The organism is Solimonas marina, assembly GCF_012241385.1.
Taxonomy (GTDB): domain Bacteria; phylum Pseudomonadota; class Gammaproteobacteria; order Nevskiales; family Nevskiaceae; genus Solimonas; species Solimonas marina.
In genome coordinates this window covers 120,453-139,618 of sequence record NZ_JAAVXB010000003.1, presented here as the reverse complement: position 1 = coordinate 139,618, position 19,166 = coordinate 120,453, and the positions used below count along the sequence as shown (strand labels likewise).

Here is a 19,166-nt window from a genome sequence, read left to right as displayed (position 1 = left end):
AGTGTTCCCCCTTCGGTACTTAAAGCGCGTCTTTGCCGGTCTCGCCGGTGCGGATGCGGATGGCCTGCTCAAGCTCGTACACAAAAATCTTGCCGTCGCCGATCTTGCCGGTATGCGCGGCCTTACTGATCGAATCGATGGCAGCTTCGAGCTTGTCTTCCGGGACGGCGACCTCGATCTTCACCTTCGGCAGAAAATCGACGACATACTCGGCACCGCGGTACAGCTCGGTATGGCCCTTCTGCCGGCCAAAGCCCTTGACCTCCGTCACCGTGATGCCAGCCACGCCGATATCCGAGAGCGCTTCGCGCACCTCGTCCAGCTTGAACGGCTTGATGATGGCTGCGATTAGTTTCATTCAAATCACTCCTGAGTCGGAAAGCGTCCTGACGCCGGGGAGCCCTCAACACCGCGGCGGCCCGTCGCTTCAAAGCATGGACCATGCCAGCAAAATGACAGTCAAACCCTTAAATGAACTCCCTGTCATGCACAAACTTGGTGCATATGCCGCCATGAAGCAAAGGCGGCATAATCGTTTCATCGACTTTCGGAACCCATTTGATGGACGCACGCCGCATCGAAGATCTCGCCGCCACGTTGACGAAGATCCTGCCGCCGGGCCTGCGCGGCTTGCGCAGTGAACTCGAGGACAATTTTCGCGCCGTGCTGCGCGCCAACCTCGAAAAATGGGAGCTGGTCTCACGCGAGCGCTTCGATGTGCAGGCCGAACTGCTGGCCCGCACCCAAAAGAAGCTCGCCGCGCTGGAAAAGCGCCTGAAGCAGCTCGAGGCGCAGCACGACAGCGCCGAAAAAGACGCCTGAACGCGGCCGCATTTCGCCAAACTGCGACACGGCGCACAAAACATCGGCACCGGACTGCCTAGGATGCGGGCATGTCGCTCGCCATCGTCCTGTCCCGCGCGCAGAACGGACTCGCCGCCGATCTGGTGACGGTCGAGGTGCATCTGGCGCCGGGCCTGCCAGGCCTGAACATCGTCGGCCTGCCGGAAGCCTCGGTCCGCGAGGCCAAGGATCGCGTTCGCGCCGCCATTGCCAACAGCGGCTATCGCTTCCCCATCCAGCGCATCACCTGCAATCTGGCGCCGGCCGACCTGCCCAAGGATGGCTCGCGCTTCGATCTGGCCATCGCACTCGGCATCCTCGCGGCCTCGCAGCAAATTCCCGTCGACGCCCTGTCGTCGCTGGAGATCCTTGGCGAACTGTCGCTGTCCGGCGAGCTGCGCCCGGTGCGTGGCGTCCTGCCCGCAGCGCTGCAGGCCGGCCAGGCCGGCCGCGGCCTGCTGGTACCGACGACCAATCATGCGGAAGCGGCGCTGGCCACGAACTGCCCGGTCCACGTTGCCGACACGCTCGGCGGCCTCTGCGCCACGCTGCACGGCAATACGCTCCATGCGCTCGATGCGCCGACGCCGGTGAGCACCGCCACGAGCGCTGAAGTCGACGATCTTGCCGACGTACGGGGGCAGGCATTGGCAAGGCGCGCTCTGGAAATCGCGGCCGCCGGGGGCCATTCGCTGCTGCTGATTGGCCCGCCGGGGGGTGGCAAGTCGATGCTGGCGCGGCGCCTGCCCGGCATCCTGCCGCCGCTGCGCGACGACGAGGCGCTGGAAATCGCCGCAGTCGCCTCCATCGGCGGTGGCTTCGATCCGAAGCACTGGGCGCAACGCCCGTTCCGTGCCCCGCACCACACAGCATCCGGCGTTGCATTGGTCGGTGGCGGCACCCATCCGAAGCCGGGCGAAATCACCTTGGCGCATCACGGGGTGTTGTTTCTCGATGAGTTGCCGGAATTCGACCGCCGGGTGCTCGAGGTACTGCGCGAGCCGCTGGAAACCGGCACGATCACGATCTCGCGAGCCGCCCGGCAGGCGGATTTTCCGGCGCGTTTCCAGTTGATTGCGGCGATGAATCCCTGCCCGTGCGGCCATCTTGGCGACATCGCCGGACAGTGTCGTTGCACCCCGGATCAGGTCGCCCGCTATCGCGCGCGAATTTCGGGGCCATTGCTCGACCGCATCGATCTGCAGCTGTTCGTACCACGCGTCGCGCCGGCACAGCTCAGCGGTCGCGCGGGCCCGGCCACCGGCGAATCGAGCGCAACCGTGCGTGCGCGCGTCGTTGCTGCACGTCATCGGCAACTCGAACGGCAGGGCCGCCCCAATGCGCAGCTCGGCACGCGTGAGCTTGAGCGGCTGGCCATGCCCAACGATGAAGGATTGCAGTTGCTCGATGCCGCGATGCAGCGCCTGGCCCTGTCGGCACGCGGCTATCACCGCGTGCTGCGTGTCGCCCGCACGCTGGCCGATCTCGCCAACGCACCCGCAGTTGGCGCAGTCGAAATCGGCGAGGCGCTGCGCTACCGCCAGGCGTCGCTCCCGCAGGGCGGCAGCTGAGCGGTCCGACAACGCCGAGCGCGGCGCACGAAAAAGGGCTGCCGAAGCAGCCCTTTTTGCACATCGACATCTGCCGCGGGAACTTAGATGTCGAAGCTCTTCTTCAGGCCGATCAGGAACTTCGGCTTGTCGCCGGAGAAGTCCGTGCCGACCACCGAGAAGCTCGCGCTCAGGGTGTCGTCGATCGTCTTGCTCACGCCAACGCTGTAGTCGAGATAGTCGTCCTTGGAATCGCAGCTCGTGTTCGACGCCTTGCAGACGCCGTTCGGGCCGTCGCCAAAGAAGTCATCCGACAGCTTGGTGTAGCCGACCGCGGCGTCGAGCGACACGGACTCGGTGATCGGGAAGCTGCCGGCGAGGTTCAGATAAACCTCGGAGATGTCGCTGCCACTGGCCTTTTCCGCACCGAAGTACTTCGGCGAGTAATAGACCGTGAAGCTCATCGGACCGTAGCCGAGCTTGACGTGGCCTTCGATCGTGTTGGCCGACGGGCTGAAGTCGTTTTCGTCTTCCTCCGGATAGTAGTAGTACAGCGCACCGATGTCGTAGCTCACATCACCGGCGGAGCCCGCAAAACCCGCGTAGATGTCGGTTTCGACATGGCCCGGACCCCAATCGATGTTGGAGCCCCACAGGCCGACGTAGAAGCCCGAATCGGCCGAATAGTCGAGGCCACCTTGAATTGCAGCGTCGCCGCCGTCGCCCTGCTCGATGCCACGGAAAACGTATTCGCTGACACCGCCGACATTGCCCGTCACGCCGGCGAACGCGTTGCCCGAAAACGCCGCGGCGCCGACCAGCACGGCACCCAGCACTGAACGCTTAAGTTCCATTCTTTAATCTTCCCAAGTGGTTTATGTTCCGCGGGCACCGTTGCCCGCGGCCCCGCAGCGATCCAGCAAAGCCCGTGCCACGACCCTGCCGCAGCGTCAATCCTGAATTACCCTTACTGTCAAAGGTTTCACTTCTCCCTCGCTACGCGTGCGAGAAAGGCGGTGGAAATCGCCGCGAGCCCCCGGGAAGAAGCGCGATTCCGGCAAATCGACGCACTCTTTTGGTGCGGAAATTGGCCGCTGACGCTACAGCCCGGTCTGCTTGAGCATGTATTCGATCGCGCCCTTGAGCTCGTCGTCGCTGAGGCTGGCATCGCCACCGCGCGGCGGCATCGCGTTGAGGCCGGACTCGGCCTTCTTCAGCAGGCCGTCGACGCCGTCCTGAGCCTTGAGACGCTCGGACCAGGCCGCCTTGTCGCCGACTTTGGGCGCACCGAGCACGCCGGCGGCATGGCAGCCGGTGCAAACCTTGGAGTAGACCTGCTCGCCGGTCATCGCCGGACGCGAGGTCTGCGTCTGCGCCGCCATCTTGACCAGCACCGAAGGATCGGTGACGACCTGGCCCACCGGCGCGATGCGCGCTTCGAGGCGCGCTTTGGCACCTGGCTCATCATGTTCGTCGCCCCGATCCAGCCATCGCGCAGCGATGATGCAGACGAAAAAGATGCCGAACAGCACGGCCATGACCATGCCGAAATTGACGAAGAAAACCTGATCGTGGCCCTTGGTTTCCACTCGCAGCTCCTCACCGATTTATCGTTTTATGGGGCCAGTATAGCGACACCGCGGGCCTGCCCGGCAAGCGCCCGGCGTGACGCGGCGCACGCGGGGCGGCACGCCGGCTGCGTACACTAAGCGCAATGGACTTCGACACTTCGAGCGGCCTGATCCTGCTGGCGGCGCTGCTGTTCCTCGTCAGCATCCTGGCGACGGTCATCACGCCACGCCTGGGCATCCCGTTGCTGTTCGTGTTCCTCGTGGTCGGCATGCTCGCCGGCGAGGATGGGCCAGGACGCATCCAGTTCCACAACTATGCGCTGGCCAATCTTGCGGCCACCGCGGCGCTGGCGGTGGTGCTGTTCGACGGCGGTCTGCGCACGCATCTGCACAGCTTCCGAACCGGCTTGCGGCCGGCACTGTCGCTGGCCACGGTGGGCGTGCTCGTCACCGCCGGGATTACTGCCGCATTCTGCACCTGGCTGCTGGGCCTGAGCCCCGCCGAAGGCTTTCTGATCGGTTCCATCGTCGCCTCGACCGACGCCGCCGCCGTGTTTTCCTTGCTGGGCGCCGGCGGCACCGCACTCAACGAACGCGTCGCATCGGCGCTGGAGATCGAGTCCGGCACCAATGATCCGATGGCGATCTTCCTGACGCTGGCAACGATCGCCTACCTGCAGGCGCCGGACAGCTTCGGCATCGTCGATGCGCTGCGCATGCTTGCCTGGCAGATGATCGCCGGCGGCGCCTGCGGCCTGGCCGGCGGCTGGCTGCTGATGCGCGCTCTGAACCGCCTGCGACTCGGCGATGCGATGTATCCGCTGCTGGCGCTGTTCGGCGGCCTGACCATTTTCGGCGTCACCGCGCTGATCGACGGCAGCGGCTTTCTCGCCGTGTACCTCGCCGGCATTTTCCTTGGCAACCGGTCCCTGCGGGCTGCCGCCAGCATTCGTCGCTTTCATGACGGCATCGCCTGGATGGCGCAGATCGGCATGTTCGTCATCCTCGGTCTGCTCGCCTCCCCCCATCAGCTGGTCGACGTGATCGTGCCTGGCCTGTTGATCTCGGCCGTGCTGATTCTCGTCGCGCGCCCGACCGCCGTGGTCCTGGCGCTGCTGCCCTTCCGCTTCCCGTGGCGCGAGCAGTTGTATATCTCCTGGGTCGGCCTGCGCGGTTCGGTCCCGATCGTGCTCGCCACCTATCCATGGCTGGCAGGGCTCGAAAACGCGCAGCTGTTCTTCAACGTGGCGTTCTTCATCGTTCTCGTCTCGCTGCTGATCCAGGGCACGACGGTCGCACCGGTTGCGGAGTGGCTGGGCCTGCGCGTACCGAACCGCGCCGTGCGCGTGCATCGCGTCGACATCGACCTGCCCGGCCAACGCGGCTACGAGGTCGTCAGCTACCGCGTGCCGCCGGACAGCAAGCTGATCGGCATGCGGCCCAAGAGCCTGCCGATCCCGGACGTCTCGCGTGTGATCTGCATCGCGCGCAATGGCAAGCTGCTGCATTACCGCGAGTGGGGCAATCTGCAGGCCTACGACTATGTTTCGCTGCTTGCTGCCCAGGCGCAGCTCGACGTGCTCGACCGTGTCTTCGAGTCGATCAGCGCGCCGGACGAGCCGGTGTCGCGACGCTTCTTCGGTGAATTCACGATCGACGGCGACGCCGCCGTTGATGTGCTCTGCGAAAGCTACGGCCTGCCGCTACCGCCGAACGCGGCACAGATGACGGTCTCACAGCTGATGCTCAAACATCTGCCGCACCCGGTGGTGGGTGATCGCCTGCGGCTCGGCGATATTCAGCTCGTCATCAAGACGGTCGACGGTGACCGCGCCACCAAGATCGGACTACGTCTGCCGAGCTGAGCATGGCAAGCCGACGTTCAGCAGGCTTGTAATCGCTGGAACGTTTGTTACACAATCGCGAAACCAGCCGTTCATGCTGACGGCTGCGACAGATTCGGGCCCGCGACAAACACAGAACACTGTGGTCGCGGCAATCTGGGGGAGAGAGAAGCCAAGAGACATGCGACAAAGCAGCCTTGGCGCCGTGGTAAGAAGGTAGGCAAAAAAATGCCCCCCAGTGATCGGAGGGCAAGTTGCGAGAAAGGCGCGTGGCCTTTCTGGAGGAGATCGTTCAGACCCGGTAACGCCCCGGCCTACCGGGTTTTTTGTTACCGACTCTTGTTGCAGTGCACTATAAAGTTGGCTGACTTGTTAGTCAATAACTTGGGCGTGGAAGTTCGCTACGATGCTCCCCGACCCCGGCACCACAAACCACATGTTTAATTAAGCATGGTCCGTGCCAGCCTCGAAGTCCCCCTCGAAACGACTGGAAACATGTCATGACACTTTCGATGTACGACATTTCGGTGCCTGTTTTTGTGCGCATGCTCGGCAATCTGCGCAGCCTGCTCGAAAAGGGAGCAACGCACGCCGAATCGCACACATTCGATGACGCCCTGCTGGCCGACAGCCGCCTGTTCGTCGACATGCTGCCGTTGGCCCGTCAGGTGCACATCGCCAGCGACGCCGCCAAGGGCGCTGCCGCACGGCTGGCCGGCATCGAGCCGCCGAGCTTCGAGGACGTCGAGCGCTCGCTGACCGAGTTGATCGCCCGCGTCGACAAGACCGTGGCGTTCCTGCAGACGCTGAAGCCGGAACAGTTCGAGGGCAGCGAAACGCGGCCGATCAGCCTGAAACTGCGTAGCGGCACGCTGGAGTTCGTCGGCCAGTCCTTCCTGCTCGACTTCGCGCTGCCGAACTTCTATTTCCACATCACGACGACGTACAACATCCTGCGCCACAACGGCGTGGAAATCGGCAAGATGGATTATCTCGGCCGGCGCTGAGCCCGACGCCAGCTCTCTAGTGCTGAACAGGCCCCGGTGCCGCCACCGGCGGCGGGGCCTGTTCGGACGCCAGCCGCTCCTGCAGCTTCTTGCGTGCAATGTCGACATAGAGCTTGCAGGCCCCCGGCTCGACGTACGGATTGGCAATCGATCCGTCCAGTTGCGCCTCGCGGCGCTGCCAGAACGCCGACGCTTCCGGGTGCGGCGTCAGCAGGATGTCGCAGTCGAGCTTGCTGATCGTCGCGAAGCTGCGTTCGAAATCCTTCAGCACCTGCGGATACGACGTCGCCGCACTGAAACGAAAGCCCGGCGCCGACACCGCCGTCAGGCTGTCGGCATACACCATGTCGGCGCAGCGATCGTTCTCGCAGGAACGCCACGTCCAGCTCGTACCGCCGGGCGTGTGCCCGGCGGTGTAGTGCACGGTAAAGCGCACGTCGCCGAGCTGGATCGCATGATCATCCTCGATCGTCTGCACAACGGACAGCGACGGAAATGACGGCAGCGCGCCGTACTGCGGATCCGCCGGGCCGCTGTGCCCATGCCGCAACACATCGGCGCTCCAGGGGCTCATCACCACCCGCGCGCCGCTCTCGCGCGCCAGTTCGGCGATGCCGCCGGCGTGGTCGTAATGCGCATGCGAGTTGAGGATGTATTTCACGGCACTGAGCGGATAGCCCAGCGCGATGATGTTGGTCGCAATCATCGAGGCCGTGTCCGGCAGCCCACCGTCGATCAGCACCAGGCCCTGCGACGTCACCACCAGAATGCTGCTGAGCCCACGCGAGCCGACGTAGTAGGTGTTGCCGTAAATGCGGAACGGATCGACCGGTGTGTTCCACAGCACGCACATCTGGCACGAGGACGTGTCATCGCCGGTCGCCACATCGGCCGACGACGACGCCTGCTGAGCCCAAACCGGTCCGGTCCCGCTCACGGCCAGCGCCATCAGCAGCGCGATGCGCGGACCGGCCACTCGACTCAGCGCTGCGTAAACGTCGGAAATCTTCATCGGCGGGACTTCAACGGCCTGGGCAAGCGCGCGCCGCAGCGAACGGCCGCGCATCAGTGGAGAAAAGATGCCGCCTAGCTTAGCCGCTTCGCCTCGTGCGCGCGCCGCTGAACCCCCGCACGCGCTTGACCATCGCGCCATTATGTAACATTGTTAGTTACATGAAACGAGACAGCCGCCTGTCGGGCATTCTTCACGTCCTGCTGCACATGGCCGAACAGTCCGGACCGATGACGTCGGAGACGCTGGCAGCGGCCATGAGCACCAACCCGGTCGTCATCCGCCGCATCATGGCCGGCTTGCGCGAACAGGGTTATGTCCGCGCTGAGCGTGGCCACGGCGGTGGCTGGAGCCTTGCCTGCAAGCTCGAAACCACGACCTTGCGCGACATTCATGACGCGCTCGGCGGCTCAGCGCTGCTGGCGCTTGGCAACCGCACGGAATCGCCGGGCTGCCTGGTCGAACAGGCCGTCAATGCCGCGCTCGATCAGGCGTTCCGTGAGGCCGAGCAGATCCTGCTCGGCCGTCTCGGGCAGATCAGCCTTGCCCAGCTCAGTGCCGACTTCCATCGCCGCCGCGTGGCGGGCGCCACTCCGCACCATATGGAATCCCATCATGCAGCATGACGCCCTCATCATCGGCGGCAGCTTCGCCGGCCTGTCGGCGGCGATGTACATCGCCCGCGCGCGGCGCCATGTCTGCGTCGTCGACAGCGGCGAGCCGCGCAACCGCTATGCGGCACACTCGCATGGCTTCTTCGCACAGGACGGCAGTACGCCAGCGGCCATGCTCGACACGGCACGCCGTCAGGTCGCGGCGTACCCGACGGTCAGCCTGCGCCGCGGCCGCGCCCTGGAAGCGACACGTACCACCGACGGCTTCGCGGTCACACTCGACGACGGCGTCACCCTGAAAGCGGCGCGACTGGTGCTCGCCTTCGGGCTGCGCGACGAACTGCCGGCAATCCCGGGGCTGGCCGAGCGCTGGGGCCATTCCGTCATCCACTGCCCGTATTGCCACGGTTACGAATTCAGCGGCCGCCGACTCGGCGTCCTCAACGTCGCGCCGCACTCGATCCATCACGCCCTGCTCGTCACCGAATGGGGACCCGTCACGTTCTTCCTCAACGGCGGCCCGATGCCGGATGACGAAACGCTGGCCGCGCTGAAGCAACGCAAGGTCACGATCGAAACGACCGCTGTGCACGCATTGCACGGCGCCGGCCAAACCCTGCAAGCCGTCGAGCTCGGCGACGGACGCCGCCTGTCGATCGACGCGCTCTACGTCGGCCCGAAGACACACGCGAACAGCGATATCGCCGAAAGGCTCGGCTGCGAAATCGACGACGGCGTGATTCGCACCGATGCGCAGATGGCGACGACCGTCCCCGGTGTCTTTGCCGCCGGCGACATCACGCGCAAGGCGCACAGCGTCACCTGGGCCAGCGCCGACGGCGTCACCGCCGGCTGCGCCGTGCATCGCTCACTGGTGTTCTGAGCGCAGCACGGCAGAACGGGCGCGTCACGCGTCAGGCCACGGCGCGGGCATGCTTCACCGATGCATGCGTGACGCGCGCCGCAGCGAGGAGAATCGCCAGCGTCAGGATGATGCCGCGCCGATCGCGCACGCCCGGATCGAGGGTCATGTACAGATCCACCAACGCCAGACCGGCGAATGCGAGTCCCCAGACGCCCGACAGGACGAGGTGACGCCGCAGGACCGCAGGATCACGCGTGATCCCGGTCGGGTCCACGGTCTTGCGATGCTGCAGCGTGAAGGGCCGGCGCAGCAGGACGCCGAGGATCACCACCAGCGCCAACCCAGCGTCGACATAGAGGCGAACATCCCAGACCGACCAGGCCGGATGCACCGACAACGCCAGTGCGGCGAGCGCCCCGAAGATAACGGCGCTGCCCAGCTCGAGCATATTTGCGGACCGATGCCGCAGCGCCGTCCAGGTGGCCAACCCCAGCGACACCAGCAGACCCGCCACGAGCCCGGGCACGATGCCAACCCACTTCTCGATCAGCGCGAAGACGGCAAACGGCGCAAAACCCAGCAGTGCCGCGTAACTCATGCGCCCTCCGCCCCGTGATCGGTGACGACGCCACGCGGTTCCGGCAGCACACGCTCGAGATAGGTCGGCAGGCCCTGCTCGAGCTCACTGGCGGCGAAGATCGCCGCAACGTAGCCGTCCGGCCGGATCAGCGCCCAGGCGCTACGCTCGAGACCGTAGGCAGCAGCGATGTGCCCATCATCGTCTTCGATATCGCCATGCTCCCCGACCACTACGATCCGCAATCCCAGGCGCGGCGGCGGCCGGTGCGTGGCGTCGTGCCCCAGCAGCGTCCAGTGCGGACCCCGGAACAGGTCGAACAAGCGGGTCGGTTGGCCGGCACGGCCGCGGCACGGCGCGTCGGGCGCGCGGTCGCCCGCCTCGACGCGAGCCATGCCCCCTGAGGCAGGGCGGGACAACGACGACTGGCGATAACCGAGATCGAGCTGGCGAACCTCACGGTTGCGGCGCATCGGCCCCTCGCGGGCCTCGCCGAGCAGGCGTGTCGCCAGGCCGAGCATGCCGGCCGCGACCGGTCGGCGCTCTTCTTCGTAGGTGTCGAGTAGTGCTGCAGGCGCGTGGGTCAGCACCGCGGCCAGTTTCCAGCCGAGGTTGTAGGCGTCCTGCACGCTGGTATTGAGGCCCTGTCCGCCGGTCGGCGGGTGGATGTGCGCCGCGTCTCCTGCCAGAAAAACCCGACCGACGCGATACCGCTCCGCCAACCGCGCATTCATCGAATAAACCGATGCCCAGGTGACGGCCTGCACGACGATGTCGTCGCGGCCGCTGCGCTCGCGCAGCAGCGCCGTCAGCGCTGCGGGCGACAGATCCACGTCGCCTTCGAGTGGCACAGGCCCCTGAACCTGGAACAAATCGGTTCCGGCCAGCGGGCAAACCATCAATTGTGTCGCGCCGCCACCAAGCTGAAAGCGATGCCATGCCAGACGATCCAAGCCTTCCAGGCGCACATCGGCAACCAGTGCCCGCAAGCCGAGCGTCTCGCCCGGAAACGCAATGTCCAGCGCGTGCCGAACGAAGCTGCGGCCGCCATCGGTCCCGACCAGGTAGCGCGCGCGCAAACGGTGTTCGGCCCCCGCGTGCTCGAACCGCACCCCAACGCCGTCCGCGTCCTGCTCGAAGCCGGTCAACCGATGGCCGAAGCGCGGCCGGTGTCCCAACTCGGCGAGTCGCTCGCGCAACACAGCCTCGGTCCGAAACTGTGCGGCCATCAATGGCACCGCGTAAGGCTCGCCCGGCGTCGGCACGGCTTCCGCCTCGGTCAGCAACGATTCCTCAGTGCTGCCGTCGGCGCGGTAAACCCGCAGCGGCGGGTACGGGCCACCTGTGGCAGCCAGCCGATCGACGAGGCCAAGGTCCTCGAAGATCTCCAGCGACCGGGGTTGGATCCCCTTGCCACGCGAGCCGCCGAACGGCTCCGTGTTTTGCTCGATCAACACGAAGTCGACACCCCGCCGTGCCAGATCGATCGCCAGCGTCAGCCCTGCCGCACCCGCGCCACTGATCACGACATCCGTATCAAAAGCCATTGGCACCTCCACAAAATCATGTGCAACATGCACGCATCGACTGTTTCAGGCAGGGTAACAGAAAGCGTGATTAATACACACAATTCGGAAATCCTGCGGGACTTGCACACGGCCATGATCGATCTCGTCGACGAGATCAATCGTCCACGTCGCGACGACCGGCTGATCGAGGAGGCCGGCATTCCCCTCGACCGCGCGCTATTTCCGTTGCTCGCGCGGGTCAGCCGCTATGGCCCGATCGGGGTCGTCGAACTCGCCGACCGCACGGGACGCGATCACACGACGATCAGTCGCCAGATGGTGAAGCTGGAGGAGCTGGGCCTCATCGAACGACGGGCGTCAGCCAAGGACAAGCGCGTCCGCGAAGCCGTCGTCAGCCCGAAGGGACGCGATGTGATTGCGGCACTGAGTGAGGCGCGCGAGCGCCTGGCTAACCGGATCCTGGCGTCATGGACAGAGGCCGACCTCGATCAGCTGCGAATACTGCTCCGCCGCTTCGCGGACGATCTGATGCGGTGATATCGCCGGCAGGCTCGAGCGGCGACAAAAAACGATGCGCGATATTCGAGAACGGCTCGAATCGAAAATCTGGTGCGTCCGGAGGGATGACTCGGCGCTGCGCGCCTCGCCCCTTCGGGGTCGTCGCCAGGTCCGCCGGATCGCTGCCGCGGGCGGCGAAGGACTGGCGAGGCGGGATGCGATGCAAGGCGCCGAGCGCAGCGATAGCGAGCCCTATCGCGAGCATCGGCAACGCCGCAGCGCGCCCGCCTCGGCAGGCAGGCGCCGTCCACGGCAGCAGTTCGGCGGGCCCCAGGCGACGATGCCGCCCGGCTGCGCCGGACGGTCGAACCACCGTTCATTGTCGGGGGTTCGAATGCGCGGTGAGCTGAGTGATGCGCGATATTCGAGAACGGCTCGAATCGAAAATCTGGTGCGCCCGGAGGGATTCGAACCCCCGACCCTCGGCTTCGGAAGCCGGTACTCTATCCAGCTGAGCTACGGACGCGTGGAGGGCGGATTCTAAAGCACGCGCGGCGTCGAAGCCATTCGTCAGGCGCGATAGCTCGGCACCTGGAAGGTGCGGCGCATGATGGACTCGAGCTGGGCGTCGGAGAACAAGCGCTTCATCACGCCCATGGGCTTCACGTCCTTGCCGAGATATTCCATCGGCTTCCACTTCTTCTTGTCGAGAATCTGCAGCGTGCCGACCAGGGCCTGCTCCGGCGTCGAGCCGCTCTTTTCGAGCATGTCCGGCAGCACCTGCATCATCACCCGGCCGAGGTGCGGTTCGTAGATCTGGCGCAGCGCTTCAGGCTGTTCGTTCCAGGTCTTCCTGGTATTCGCGTGTGAGTTGGCCGACATCGCGGTCAGCACACCGCCCGGCACGATCGACGTCACCTGAATGCCGAACGGCGCCAGCTCGTGCCGCAGCGTCAGCGTCATGCCATGGATCGCATGCTTGGTCATGTTGTACGGGCCGGCGCCGACCGGGTTGGCGAGAATGGCGCCCGAGCTGTAGTTGGCGATGCGCGAGCCGGGCGCGTTCTGGCGGATCAACGGCAGGAACGCCTGGATCACCCGCAGCTGGCCGAACAAGTTGATGTTGAACAAGCGTTGCACGGCCGTGAAATCGGCCGCTTCGAGCACGCCGGTGCCGATGTTGGCGACGCCGGCGACGTTCATCAACAGGTCCAGACCTTCACCGTTCAGTGCAGCCGTAACGGCCGCGGCGCTGGCTTTGACCGACTCGTCGCTGGAGACGTCCTGATCGACGACGACGATGTTGCCGCCGGTTTTCAGATCGGTCGGCGCACCGGGCAGCACCCCGGCAAAAACCCGCCAACCGCGATCGGCCAGCGCCTTCGTCAGCAGATTGGCCTGGCCGACGTTGGCGCCGGTGATGAATGCGTTCTTCATGCTGTCCCGCCCCGAATGGGCGGGGTGGCAACGCCACCCCGCTTGGAAAGTAACGACGAATCCTGGACCTAGTGCCCGCCGCGGGCGGCGGCGCCGGGACTGAACATCGCCGGCGTCAGCGGCGTGTTGATGCGCCACCAATCGTCGCCACGCTCATTGACCATGTACCCGGCCTCGTAGGCCTTGGCCGTGAGGTCGTGATAGACCGACACGCCGCGATGGAAGGTCTTCGACTCCTGCGAGTAGAAGTAGTTGATCAGCGTCACCCGCCACAGCTGACCGCGCGCGTCGTAGTTGTCGGCCATCAGCGCCATCCAGCTGTCTTCATCGGCGTAGATCACGCGCTTGTGATAGATGTGGCGGACGCCGTCCTTGAGATCACCCTCGAGCACCCAGACGCGGTGCAGCTCGTAGCGTTCGTAGTCGGGGTTGATGGTGTTCGGCTTGATCAGCTGCGAATACTTCAGGCTCGGATCGTTGATCTTGAAGTTGTCGTACGGAACGTAGATTTCCTTCTTGCCGACCAGCTTCCAGTTGTAACGCTCCGGCGAGCCGTTGAACGCATAGTCGTCATCGACAGTGCGCAGGCCAGCCGGCGGCACCGGATAGTCGAAGCCGACCTCCGGGGCCTGGCGAACGCGACGAATGCCGGGCTGGTACTGCCAGGACTGCGTCGACGCGCCCTTGAAGTCGTTCGGCTGCACGCCCACGGCAACGAAACCCTTGTCGCGCTCCGGCAACAGATAGCCGGTGTAGAAATAGGCGTTGATCTTGTCCTGGAACGAGCCGCGCTGGTTCGGATTGTTGCCCGGGTTCAGCGTCATGAACTTGTTACGGCCCCAGGCGATGCTGCCGTTCGAATACACGTCGGCGATGTCGCAAACCGCTTTCTCGGTCCAGGCGCGATGCGGATTGATGACATTCCAGATCGCTTCGAGGCCGCTCTTCGGAAACGGAAACGGAATCGCGCCGCTGGTGCCGGTGATACCGAGGCCACCGTCGACGACTTCGGACGTCACCGCATTCTTCTTGACGGTGTCGCAAACCCACGGCGCAAAACCAAAATCGCGATGGCTCGGATAGATGTTCATCCGATACGAATCCGGGTACTGCGTCAGCAGCGCCTTCTGGCCTGGCGTCAGCTTGTCGGCGTACTTCGCCATGTTCTGCGAGGTGATCGTGAACAACGGCTTTTCGTTCGCAAACGGGCCAGGATCGTAACCGTAGGGTTTCTTCAGGCCCGGCCAAGTACCGACGTATTTGCCGGTATACGCGGCAACGCCATCCGGGCTGCCGGCACGCTCGGCCCCCATGCAGGTCAGCTTCGGACCATCCAGTTCGGCAGCCTTGGCCGCATCAACCTTGGCGGCAGCCGTGGTGGCAACGAAAGCGGCCGTGGCGCTCAGCACGCAGGACGCCAGAACCATTCTGAATTTCATTCGTTTCTCCTCGCAGCGGGTTCGCGATCTATCCCCCGTCGTCGGCACGCGCCAACGCCATCGAAACGTTGATCGGTACCGATGTTCATCGTAGTCAGCGCCGGCAAAACTGCCTCGTCCGAAACGAGTATTCGCAAGCCACCGACGCATCACGTCACATCGTGCTGAAAAGCACGGCACGCACATGGGAAAGCCCGCGCCACGCCATGGCGCCGACCGGTTACTTCAGAAGGGAATGCGAGCGTGCGCCAAGCGCAACGTCGTAAGAAGAGGTGCAGCGCGCTTTCTCAGCGTGCCGCGGCGCGCGTGAAATCCGAGGCGATCTCCGGCAAGGCCTCACCGCGTTGTGCCGCAACCCCGGCCAGCAGGGCGCGCAACGAGCGTCGCCAATCGACGCGCAGACTGTCCTCGGGCACGCGCCGCACGATCTCCCGCGTCAGTGGCAGTTCGCGGCGATCGCGCTCACCCAGGGTGGCGCGCATTGCCTGTGCCCACGACTGGCCGGACCTCGTACTGGCACTGAGGCCGATCGCACCACTGGCAGCGCCGACCGCCAGCAAGCCGATCGAATGAAAAAGCGCCGCAGCGTCTTCGAGCGAAAAACCCTGACCCTGCATCGCTTCGAGAAACTCTTCGAGGATGTCGATCTCCAGGTGCGGGCCCAGCCGCCCCTTGTGCAACTCGGTCACCACCTGTGGCGCCGCCACCAGCGTCTCGAACAGGCTCTCGGCATAGCGCTCCGCGATCGCCGCCCAGTGCTCGCCATTGCCCGTCGCCGGACGCCGCTGTAGCAGCAGCTGGAACGCGGCAAGCCGCATCAGTTCGTCGCGATTGTGAACGTGGCGGTAGAGCGTGGCCTGCGCCACGCCGAGATGCCGCGCAATCTGCGCCAGCGTCACCGTTTCCAGGCCCAATTCGATCGCCGCATCGACGATCGTCGGCACCGTGACCGCGGGCGGCCGGCCGACCCGCGCGGCGCGCTTGCGCGGCGACGCGTTCTTTTCGGCGGATCCGCCTGTGGGGCTTCTGGCGTTGCGCGGCATCGTTACGGCGGCTGGGATGGGTCGGCGCAGCTGCGCCCGGCCCACGAATTCTTGCATTGCACAGCACTGTTGAAAACCGGCGCCGACGCAGCGGCATGCCAAATGACATGCCCGGCGCGCCAGGTCATTTGCACCTGAACGTCGCCCAGCGCCGAGCGCGCGCGCGACCACGGACGATCGAGCAGACAGAGGTCGGCGGCGCTGCCGACCTCCAACGCCGTCACCGGCTGATGCGGAGCTTGCAGGGCGCCGGTGTAAATCGAAAATGCATGCTCGGGCGTCAGACGCTCGTCATCGCCCAGGGTGGCGCCGCTCGGGGTGCGTCGCTCGACGGCAGCCTGCATCGACGCCCAGACATCCGCGGTACCGAACGGCGCATCGGTGCTGCCGACCACCGGGATGCCGGCTGCTCGCAGGCCGCGCAGGCGATAAAGCCACGGCAGGTCGCCCGCATCGACATCGCGCAAATAGGCATCGCCGCGCTCGGCAATGAAATTGGGTTGCGTGACGGCGATGACACCGAGGCGCGCCATCATTGTCGCCAACTCCGGCGGCGCGACGGCCGCGTGCTCGATGCGATCACCGGCGCGCACGCCGACCGACTCGAGCGCCGACAACGCGTAGACCAGTTCGGTGCGGGTCACACAGTGAAAGGCCGCTGTCCGGCCGTGCACGTGACTGCGCTCGATCGCCGCGCATAGGGTGTCGAACGCCGGCAACTCATGTTCATGCAGGTGGAATTTGTGTGCGCCGCGGAACACCCCCGGCTGATCGGCGACGACATCGAGCTCGCCATTGCCCATCACCATCAGCGCCTGCAAGCACTCGCCTCGCGCATGCGCGGCGACAAACGCATCGAAGGCATCGAGACCATTGGTATGCGTCGTATCGGTGAGGCCGACGACACCGCGCGACGCGAGTTGACGGCTCAAGGCAGCCAGCGACTGTGGCGACTTCGGCAGCCGCGCACGTAACCAGTCGTCTGCATCGTACAGTCGACCGCTCAAGCGGCCGCCGACTCGCTCGAACGGATCATCGCCGCCGTCGGTGATGCCGAGCGCCGCCAGCGCCACCGAGTTGAAGACCCAGAGCCGACCACTGCGATGCTGGACGCGCAGTGGTCGTGTCGCCACGTGCCGATCGAGCCATCGGCGATCGAAGTCCGCGCAGACCGATTCGTGAAAACCGATACCACGTAGCCAGCCATTACCGTCCGCAGCGGCAGCGCGCAGCCGCGCAGCCAGCGCATCGGCATCGGCGATCTGCGGCGGCCCACAAACGATCGACGACTGCGCCGCGGCCAACGCGCGCAGATGCAGGTGGTGATCGCGTACGGCGGGCAACAACGCGGCGCCGCCGGCATCCAGTGTCGGCTCACTATCGCCCGCCGCCAGTCGTGCGGCGATCGCGGCGATGCATCCGTTGGCAATGCGCACGTCGACGCGCGCGCCGAAGTGCAATTCGGCATTGCGGATCAGCATGGCAACCCGAACTCTGCCATCACCGCGGCGGTGTCGGCCCCGAGCACAGGCGCCGCCTGCACGGCTTGGCGCGGCGTTGCCGTGCGGATGTCCTCGGCCGACACCCGCGCCGTCCACCGCTGCTGGCGTCGACGCAGTTGCGCGTCATCGTGCGGCCGGGCGAATGCCAGCGCGTGGCGGACGACGCCGACCAGCGACAGCTCGAGCAGACGCCCGCCACCCGCGAGGTGACTGGCCCAGGCCGCATAGGCAGCATGCAAACCGGTCAACGGATCCGCCAGCGCGTCGCCGATGAAAATCGCGCTGCCGCCCGCACGTTGCTGCAGATCGCTGGCGCCGGCAGCGACCGCGGCATCGTCGCCGTAGCCGATCCACTGCGCCTGCGGCCACGCGCGACCGTAGCCGCTGATGCTGATCCAGCTCAGGCCCGGCTGCTCGACCAGCAGCGCCTCGGCATCGATGCCCATCTGCTGCAGCGCGCGCGGCCGTGAGGCCTCGATGACGATGTCGGCGTGGCGCAGCAGCTGGCGCAGCTGCGCGCGCCCCGTCGGGCAGCTCAGGTCGAAAGCCGCGCTCTGCTTGCCAGCATTGAGCAGATCGAAGAACGCCGGCGAACCGCGTCGCGCACCATCCGGCCGCGTCACACTCTCGACCTTGATCACGCGTGCTCCGGCACGTTGCAGCAAATGCGAGCTGAGCGGTCCGGCCCACAGCGACGACAGGTCGACGACCAACGGCGCGCGCACCGTCTCGGCGAGCGGGCGCCACGCCCGACCCGCGACGATGCGGCACCACGGTGCGATGCGCTGCGGCGCCGGCTCGCTCGCGGCCACCGCGAGGCCCAGTTCGCGTCCCCGCGCCACCAGCGGCACGCGGTCGCGCCTCCGCAGCGCCACCTCGACGCCCGCCCAATCGTGGACATCGTCTTCGAGCCAGGCCGGCAGCAACGACCAGTCGTCGTCACGCGCCAGACTGAGCGCGATCAGCCCGTCGGCGCATGTCAGCAGGCGACAGGCGCCGCCAGCCGATTGCCGCCCCGCGCGCCGCAGACCGGTCAGCAGCGCGCGCTCGGCCAACAGCGCCGCTGCATCGAGATCGGCAAAGCGCGACGGCGACGCGATGCTGGCCAGCGCCGCAAGCGCACCGTCGGCAACGGCGGCCAGCGGTGCCGCGCACATCTGCGGGGGCCGATCGACATCGCCACAGAGCGACATCATGCCGCTGCGCGCCCAGCGCAATGCCGGGTGAAGCGCGGGCGTCGCCGCACGCGACGGTGGCGACAGACTCAAGCCGTCGAGCAGCACGTCGCGATAGCGGGCCGCCCAGTGCGCGGCAGCGTCATCCAGCGGGTCGACGATCGGCGCGACGCCGCTGTCAGCCACCACCGGCCTGGGTCTGCTGGTGAATCCACTGCGCCTCGGCGCGAACCTGCAGTGCCGCCGTCATCGCCGCGAAGCCGTCCTCGAGCTGGCGGCGCAACAACGCCAACACCAGCGGCTTCAGCCAGCCTTGCAAGTGGAAATAGCTGCGATAGCGGCAACGCGTCGCATCGATCGCCGTGATCTCATGCAGGCGCAACGATGACAGCGCGCCGAGCGGCACCGGCTTCATCGTGTAGGAAAACCCGCGGCCTTCGTCGTAGGTCTGCATCCACTCACGCTGTGCCTGCAGGCGACTGCCGAGTTGCACCTGCATGTCGATCGGACTGCCCGGCTGCAGCGTCGAGCGACATTCGACGCAGAACGGATTCCACTGCGCATACGCCTCGACGTCGCGCACGACCTTCCAGACCACCGAGGCCGGCACCTGCATCTCCACGACCTTCTCGATGACGAATCGCACGCTGTCGCGTCCCG

Annotated in this window: 19 protein-coding genes and 1 tRNA gene; 7 read left to right on the top strand and 13 right to left on the bottom strand. The window is 65.8% G+C overall.

What is annotated here, in order from left to right:
• Positions 1-19: 19 nt before the first annotated feature.
• Positions 20-358 carry a P-II family nitrogen regulator gene (glnK, locus tag G7Y82_RS06850; RefSeq protein ID WP_168147289.1) on the bottom strand — a complete coding sequence of 113 codons (339 nt, stop codon included), beginning with the start codon at positions 356-358 and terminating at the stop codon, positions 20-22.
• Between the two features lie 203 nt (positions 359-561).
• On the opposite strand from glnK, the gene G7Y82_RS06845 reads away from it, so the two are divergent.
• Both G7Y82_RS06845 and G7Y82_RS06840 read left to right on the top strand, forming a co-directional pair.
• Positions 562-822 (top strand): accessory factor UbiK family protein, encoded by a 261-nt coding sequence (locus tag G7Y82_RS06845; protein WP_168147288.1) that lies wholly within the window; start codon positions 562-564, stop codon positions 820-822.
• Positions 823-893: 71 nt separating this feature from the next.
• A complete protein-coding gene (locus G7Y82_RS06840; protein ID WP_168147287.1) occupies positions 894-2,414 on the top strand; it encodes a YifB family Mg chelatase-like AAA ATPase in 1,521 nt (506 codons plus the stop codon).
• A gap of 83 nt (positions 2,415-2,497) precedes the next feature.
• On the opposite strand, the gene G7Y82_RS06835 is transcribed toward G7Y82_RS06840, so the two are convergent.
• Both G7Y82_RS06835 and G7Y82_RS06830 read right to left on the bottom strand, forming a co-directional pair.
• Positions 2,498-3,247 (bottom strand): TorF family putative porin, encoded by a 750-nt coding sequence (locus tag G7Y82_RS06835; protein ID WP_168147286.1) that lies wholly within the window; start codon positions 3,245-3,247, stop codon positions 2,498-2,500.
• A gap of 246 nt (positions 3,248-3,493) precedes the next feature.
• A complete protein-coding gene (locus tag G7Y82_RS06830) occupies positions 3,494-3,982 on the bottom strand; it encodes a c-type cytochrome (protein WP_366515625.1) in 489 nt (162 codons plus the stop codon).
• A 125-nt stretch (positions 3,983-4,107) separates the two neighbouring features.
• On the opposite strand from G7Y82_RS06830, the gene G7Y82_RS06825 reads away from it, so the two are divergent.
• Together G7Y82_RS06825 and G7Y82_RS06820 are read left to right on the top strand one after the other, a co-directional pair.
• A complete protein-coding gene (locus tag G7Y82_RS06825; protein ID WP_168147285.1) occupies positions 4,108-5,829 on the top strand; it encodes a potassium/proton antiporter in 1,722 nt (573 codons plus the stop codon).
• A 479-nt stretch (positions 5,830-6,308) separates the two neighbouring features.
• Positions 6,309-6,815 carry a DUF1993 domain-containing protein gene (locus G7Y82_RS06820; RefSeq protein ID WP_168147284.1) on the top strand — a complete coding sequence of 169 codons (507 nt, stop codon included), beginning with the start codon at positions 6,309-6,311 and terminating at the stop codon, positions 6,813-6,815.
• Between the two features lie 16 nt (positions 6,816-6,831).
• On the opposite strand, the gene bla is transcribed toward G7Y82_RS06820, so the two are convergent.
• Positions 6,832-7,827, bottom strand: a complete 996-nt coding sequence (bla, locus tag G7Y82_RS06815; protein ID WP_168147283.1) for a subclass B3 metallo-beta-lactamase — start codon at positions 7,825-7,827, stop codon at positions 6,832-6,834.
• A gap of 161 nt (positions 7,828-7,988) precedes the next feature.
• Here bla and G7Y82_RS06810 point away from each other — a divergent pair, with 161 nt between their 5' ends.
• Both G7Y82_RS06810 and G7Y82_RS06805 read left to right on the top strand, forming a co-directional pair.
• Positions 7,989-8,453 (top strand): Rrf2 family transcriptional regulator, encoded by a 465-nt coding sequence (locus G7Y82_RS06810; protein WP_168147282.1) that lies wholly within the window; start codon positions 7,989-7,991, stop codon positions 8,451-8,453.
• Positions 8,443-9,324 carry an NAD(P)/FAD-dependent oxidoreductase gene (locus G7Y82_RS06805; RefSeq protein WP_168147281.1) on the top strand — a complete coding sequence of 294 codons (882 nt, stop codon included), beginning with the start codon at positions 8,443-8,445 and terminating at the stop codon, positions 9,322-9,324. Before G7Y82_RS06810 ends, G7Y82_RS06805 begins: the two co-directional genes overlap by 11 nt.
• Before the next feature lie 31 nt (positions 9,325-9,355).
• Here G7Y82_RS06805 and G7Y82_RS06800 read toward each other — a convergent pair whose 3' ends face one another.
• Together G7Y82_RS06800 and G7Y82_RS06795 are read right to left on the bottom strand one after the other, a co-directional pair.
• Positions 9,356-9,904, bottom strand: a complete 549-nt coding sequence (locus tag G7Y82_RS06800) for a hypothetical protein (RefSeq protein WP_168147280.1) — start codon at positions 9,902-9,904, stop codon at positions 9,356-9,358.
• Positions 9,901-11,430 (bottom strand): FAD-dependent oxidoreductase, encoded by a 1,530-nt coding sequence (locus G7Y82_RS06795; RefSeq protein ID WP_168147279.1) that lies wholly within the window; start codon positions 11,428-11,430, stop codon positions 9,901-9,903. The genes G7Y82_RS06800 and G7Y82_RS06795 overlap by 4 nt, the downstream gene beginning before the upstream one ends.
• A gap of 114 nt (positions 11,431-11,544) precedes the next feature.
• On the opposite strand from G7Y82_RS06795, the gene G7Y82_RS06790 reads away from it, so the two are divergent.
• Positions 11,545-11,949, top strand: coding sequence for a MarR family winged helix-turn-helix transcriptional regulator (locus G7Y82_RS06790; protein ID WP_206370428.1), 405 nt, complete (start codon positions 11,545-11,547; stop codon positions 11,947-11,949).
• Between the two features lie 410 nt (positions 11,950-12,359).
• On the opposite strand, the gene G7Y82_RS06785 is transcribed toward G7Y82_RS06790, so the two are convergent.
• From G7Y82_RS06785 to G7Y82_RS06755, 7 genes are all read right to left on the bottom strand, one after another.
• Positions 12,360-12,436, bottom strand: a tRNA-Arg gene (locus G7Y82_RS06785).
• 44 nt (positions 12,437-12,480) lie between these two features.
• On the bottom strand, positions 12,481-13,347 hold the full coding sequence (locus G7Y82_RS06780) for an SDR family NAD(P)-dependent oxidoreductase (RefSeq protein WP_168147277.1): 867 nt from the start codon (positions 13,345-13,347) through the stop codon (positions 12,481-12,483).
• A gap of 68 nt (positions 13,348-13,415) precedes the next feature.
• A complete protein-coding gene (locus G7Y82_RS06775; RefSeq protein ID WP_240954128.1) occupies positions 13,416-14,786 on the bottom strand; it encodes a DUF1329 domain-containing protein in 1,371 nt (456 codons plus the stop codon).
• A 287-nt stretch (positions 14,787-15,073) separates the two neighbouring features.
• A complete protein-coding gene (locus G7Y82_RS06770) occupies positions 15,074-15,730 on the bottom strand; it encodes a TetR family transcriptional regulator (protein WP_168147276.1) in 657 nt (218 codons plus the stop codon).
• A gap of 101 nt (positions 15,731-15,831) precedes the next feature.
• Positions 15,832-17,310, bottom strand: a complete 1,479-nt coding sequence (locus G7Y82_RS06765) for an amidohydrolase family protein (protein WP_168147275.1) — start codon at positions 17,308-17,310, stop codon at positions 15,832-15,834.
• Positions 17,304-18,695, bottom strand: coding sequence for a CoA transferase (locus G7Y82_RS06760; protein WP_168147274.1), 1,392 nt, complete (start codon positions 18,693-18,695; stop codon positions 17,304-17,306). Before G7Y82_RS06760 ends, G7Y82_RS06765 begins: the two co-directional genes overlap by 7 nt.
• Entirely contained in the window at positions 18,685-19,152 is a 468-nt protein-coding gene (locus G7Y82_RS06755) for an SRPBCC family protein (RefSeq protein WP_168147273.1), read from the bottom strand. Before G7Y82_RS06755 ends, G7Y82_RS06760 begins: the two co-directional genes overlap by 11 nt.
• Positions 19,153-19,166 lie beyond the last annotated feature (14 nt).

What these genes read in the sequence shown, in the direction of transcription:
- glnK (WP_168147289.1), bottom strand. Translation starts at nt 358, where the DNA reads ATGAAACTAATCGCAGCCATCATCAAGCCGTTCAAGCTGGACGAGGTG.
- G7Y82_RS06845 (WP_168147288.1), top strand. Translation starts at nt 562, where the DNA reads ATGGACGCACGCCGCATCGAAGATCTCGCCGCCACGTTGACGAAGATC.
- G7Y82_RS06840 (WP_168147287.1), top strand. Translation starts at nt 894, where the DNA reads ATGTCGCTCGCCATCGTCCTGTCCCGCGCGCAGAACGGACTCGCCGCC.
- G7Y82_RS06835 (WP_168147286.1), bottom strand. Translation starts at nt 3,247, where the DNA reads ATGGAACTTAAGCGTTCAGTGCTGGGTGCCGTGCTGGTCGGCGCCGCG.
- G7Y82_RS06825 (WP_168147285.1), top strand. Translation starts at nt 4,108, where the DNA reads ATGGACTTCGACACTTCGAGCGGCCTGATCCTGCTGGCGGCGCTGCTG.
- G7Y82_RS06820 (WP_168147284.1), top strand. Translation starts at nt 6,309, where the DNA reads ATGACACTTTCGATGTACGACATTTCGGTGCCTGTTTTTGTGCGCATG.
- bla (WP_168147283.1), bottom strand. Translation starts at nt 7,827, where the DNA reads ATGAAGATTTCCGACGTTTACGCAGCGCTGAGTCGAGTGGCCGGTCCG.
- G7Y82_RS06810 (WP_168147282.1), top strand. Translation starts at nt 7,989, where the DNA reads ATGAAACGAGACAGCCGCCTGTCGGGCATTCTTCACGTCCTGCTGCAC.
- G7Y82_RS06805 (WP_168147281.1), top strand. Translation starts at nt 8,443, where the DNA reads ATGCAGCATGACGCCCTCATCATCGGCGGCAGCTTCGCCGGCCTGTCG.
- G7Y82_RS06800 (WP_168147280.1), bottom strand. Translation starts at nt 9,904, where the DNA reads ATGAGTTACGCGGCACTGCTGGGTTTTGCGCCGTTTGCCGTCTTCGCG.
- G7Y82_RS06795 (WP_168147279.1), bottom strand. Translation starts at nt 11,430, where the DNA reads ATGGCTTTTGATACGGATGTCGTGATCAGTGGCGCGGGTGCGGCAGGG.
- G7Y82_RS06790 (WP_206370428.1), top strand. Translation starts at nt 11,545, where the DNA reads ATGATCGATCTCGTCGACGAGATCAATCGTCCACGTCGCGACGACCGG.
- G7Y82_RS06780 (WP_168147277.1), bottom strand. Translation starts at nt 13,347, where the DNA reads ATGAAGAACGCATTCATCACCGGCGCCAACGTCGGCCAGGCCAATCTG.
- G7Y82_RS06775 (WP_240954128.1), bottom strand. Translation starts at nt 14,786, where the DNA reads ATGAAATTCAGAATGGTTCTGGCGTCCTGCGTGCTGAGCGCCACGGCC.
- G7Y82_RS06765 (WP_168147275.1), bottom strand. Translation starts at nt 17,310, where the DNA reads ATGCTGATCCGCAATGCCGAATTGCACTTCGGCGCGCGCGTCGACGTG.